This is a genomic window from Sphaerotilus sp., assembly GCF_041083715.1.
Taxonomy (GTDB): domain Bacteria; phylum Pseudomonadota; class Gammaproteobacteria; order Burkholderiales; family Burkholderiaceae_C; genus Sphaerotilus.
In genome coordinates this window covers 1-3,521 of sequence record NZ_JBFPGY010000095.1, presented here as the reverse complement: position 1 = coordinate 3,521, position 3,521 = coordinate 1, and the positions used below count along the sequence as shown (strand labels likewise).

Here is a 3,521-nt window from a genome sequence, read left to right as displayed (position 1 = left end):
AGCGGCGTTCGTCGCGGGCCGGGCGGTGCACCCAGCGGCTGTCGCCAGCCTTGCCGGGATCGCTGAGATAGCGGTGGTCGTCGAGCGTGCCGACTTCGTCGCCGAGGTAGATCAGCGGAATGCCGCCCGAGGACAGCGCCACGCCATACAGCAGCAGCAGCCGCGCCACCGCGTGCGCGTCGCCCTGCTCCAGCCCGCACAGCGAGGCGGCGGTGCCCGAGATGCGGCAATCGCCCGTGGCCGGGTTGTCCTGGAACGGCACACCGCGCGCGAAGCTGCCGGGGAAGCGGTTGACGTAGAAGCGGTTGAGGAACTGGCGGTGGTGGAAGCCGTTGATGCCCAGCTGCAGCGCGTCCTCGTCGGCGAAGGTCCAGCCGATGTCGTCGTGGCTGCGCACGTAGTTGACCCAGGCCGTGCCGGGGGCGATGTGGTGCCGCTCGGCCAGAGCCTTCTGCAGCATGTCCACCTGGCGCGTGGCCAGCGTGTTCCACAAGAGCGCCATCTGCAGCGGGTTGTACGAAATCTGGCACTCGGTGGGGGCGATGTAGGCCACCACGTCATCCGGGTGGACGATGGCCTCGCTCTTGAACAGCAGCGCCGGCGCGGCAATGCGCGCCAGCGCGTTGTAGGCGCGCAGCAGGTGGTGCGCCTCGGGCAGGTTCTCGCAGGACGTGCCCAGCCGCTTCCAGATGAAGGCCACGGCGTCCATGCGCAGGAACTCGACGCCCAGGTTGGCGATGAACAGCATCTCGCCGGCCATCGCGCGGAACACGTCGGGGTTGCTGTAGTTCAGGTCCCACTGGTAGGAGTGGAAGGTGGTCCAGACCCAGCGGCCGTCGTCGAGCTGCGAGAAGGCGCCCGGGTGCTCGTCGGGAAAGATCTCGCGCACCGTGCGCTCGTAGGCGTCGGGCTGGGTGCGGTCGGGGAAGAGGTAGAAATAGTCCTGGTAGGCGGGATCGTTCGCCCGCGCGCCGACCGCCCAGTCGTGTTCGTCCGAGGTGTGGTTGAACACGAAGTCCAGCACCAGCGAGATGCCCGCCTCGCGCAGTTTCTCCGCCAGGTGGCGCAGTTCGTCGATGGTGCCCAGCGAAGGCTTGGTCGCGCGGTAGCTGCTGACCGCGTAGCCGCCGTCGCTGTGCGGCTCGGGGCACAGGAACGGCGGCATCAGGTGCAGGTAGGTCAGGCCGAGTTCCTGGAAATACGGGATCTGCGCCTCGATGCCGCGGAAGTTGCCCGCAAACAGATCGACATAGCAGACACCACCCAGCATGCGCTGCGACTGGAACCAGCCCGGATCGTGCTCGCGCTGGTCGTCGAGCGCCTTCAGGTCGTCGGAGCGGTGGCGCCAAGCGTCGAACGCGGTGTGCAGCAGGCGGACGAGGAAGGCCTCGAAGTCGTCGCGGTGGCCGTAGAGCGGAGCCAGCTCGCTACGCAGCGTCTTCAAGTGGGTGCGCACCCGTTCGTCGAACGCGGGCCAATGGGCCTCGCGGGCGAGCGACTGGTGCAGCGTCTGCCAGACGCGGCCGAGCTGGGCATCGGGCGTCACCCAGGCGGGAACGGGGCGTCCGGTCACCCGCGGGCCGGAAATCGTGTCGGTGGCCACGGCGGCCTCCTTGTCAGTGGGTCGTTCAGTATGGAGAGACAGTATCGGGGGCGTCGCGGCGGGTGCGGATCAAGCGCGCAGGCGCAGCATCCGCGCTTCCCACGGTCGCAGCGGCGAACCGTGCAGCGCGTCGCCCTCGCACGGCGGGTAGTTGCCAAGCATCCAGTCGCAGCCGCTCGCGGCCACCTCGGGCGGCAGATCGAACGCGGGTGTGTCGCCGCTGAAGTTGCAGACGACCAGCCAGCACTCGGCCATCTCACCCGTGCCCAGCGTGCGGGTGTAGGCGTAGATCTGCGGATGGTCGGGCAGCAGCAGCGCGTAGCGGCCGTGCACCAGCACCGGGTGCACCCGCCGCATCGCGATCAGGCGCCGGTAGTGCTGGAAGACCGACTCCGGGTCGGCCACCGCCTGCGCGGCGTTGATCTGCAGGTAGTTCGGATTCAGCTTGAGCCAGGGCGTGCCGGTCGTGAAGCCGGCGTTGGGCGAATCGTCCCACTGCATCGGCGTGCGGGCGTTGTCGCGGCCCTTGGCGTGGATCGACGCCATCACCTCGGCCGGGTCCATGCCGCGTTCCTCGGTGGCGACGCGGTACATGTTGCGGATCTCGATGTCCTGGTAGTCCTCGATCGCTTCGAAGGCCACATTGGTCATGCCGAGTTCCTCGCCCTGGTAGACATAGGGCGTGCCCTGCATCCCGTGCAGGAAGGTCGCCAGCATCTTGGCCGATTCGACCCGGTAACGCCCGTCATCGCCAAAGCGCGACACCGGCCGCGGCTGGTCATGGTTGTTCAGGTAGAGGCTGTTCCAGCCCTGACCGTACAGCGCGTCCTGCCAGCGCGTCATCGTCGCCTTCAGGTCGCGCAGGTCGAGCGGTTTCAGCGCCCACTTGCCGTTCATGTGACCGCCGACGCTGTCGAGGTCCATGTGCTCGAACTGGAACAGCATGTTCAGCGCGCCGGTCTCGGGGTTCGTCAGCTCGCGGCCCTGCTTGATGGTCGCCAGCGGAGCCTCGCCGACGGTGATCGTGTCGTAGTGGTCGAGCACCTGCTCGCGCATCTCGCGCAGGAACTCCAGCAGGCGCGGCCCGTTGCAGGTCAACATGAAACCCGGCTGCAAGAAACCGTCGCGCACCACCGGCGCATCCGGCAGACTGCCATCGGCATTCCACGGCTTCGAGATCATGTTGATCACGTCCATGCGGAAGCCGTCCACGCCCTTGTCGAGCCAGAAGCGCATCACGTCGTACACCTCGGCCCGCAGTGCCGGGTTCTCCCAGTTCAGGTCCGGCTGCTTGCGGCTGAACATGTGGAGGTAGTACTCGCCCGTGGCCTCGTTCCATTCCCAGACCGAGCCGTTGAACGCGGCCTCCCAGTTGGTCGGCGGAGAGCCATCGGGCTTGGGCGCACGCCACAAGTAATGGTCGTGGTACGGGTGGTCACGGCTCTGGCGGGCCTGCTGGAACCAGACGTGCTCGTCCGAGCTGTGGTTCACCACGAGGTCCATCATCAGCTTGATGCCACGCGCATGCATCTGCGCCAGCATCTCGTCGAAGTCGGCCATCGTGCCGAACTCGGGCGCGATGGCGCGGTAGTCGCTGATGTCGTAGCCGTTGTCGTCCTGCGGCGAGGCGTAGACCGGCGACAGCCAGACCACATCGACGCCGAGCGCCTTCAGGTGGTCCAGCTTCGAGGTGATGCCGGGCAGGTCACCGATGCCGTCGCCGTTGCTGTCGCAGAAACTGCGCGGGTAGATCTGGTAGACGATGGACTGTTTCCACCAGTCGCGGTCGGAGCGTGCGGTCATGGTCGGCGGTCGTGTCGGTGTCGGGAGTTCAGGCGGGCAGCTGCACGGTGCGCGTGAACGCCAGTCCGGCGGCGTCGAACAGGTAGCCGTGCTCCGGGCGGATCCGCAGCGTGAT

General features: G+C 67.3%; 2 protein-coding genes. Both read right to left on the bottom strand.

The features are described from left to right. Positions 1-1,603: alpha-amylase family protein (locus AB3X43_RS04635; protein ID WP_369428705.1), on the bottom strand; the 1,603-nt coding region annotated here is incomplete at its 3' end. 69 nt (positions 1,604-1,672) lie between these two features. Beyond that, positions 1,673-3,406 carry a glycoside hydrolase family 13 protein gene (locus tag AB3X43_RS04630; protein ID WP_369428704.1) on the bottom strand — a complete coding sequence of 578 codons (1,734 nt, stop codon included), beginning with the start codon at positions 3,404-3,406 and terminating at the stop codon, positions 1,673-1,675. Positions 3,407-3,521: the final 115 nt, after the last annotated feature.

What these genes read in the sequence shown, in the direction of transcription:
- AB3X43_RS04630 (WP_369428704.1), bottom strand. Translation starts at nt 3,406, where the DNA reads ATGACCGCACGCTCCGACCGCGACTGGTGGAAACAGTCCATCGTCTAC.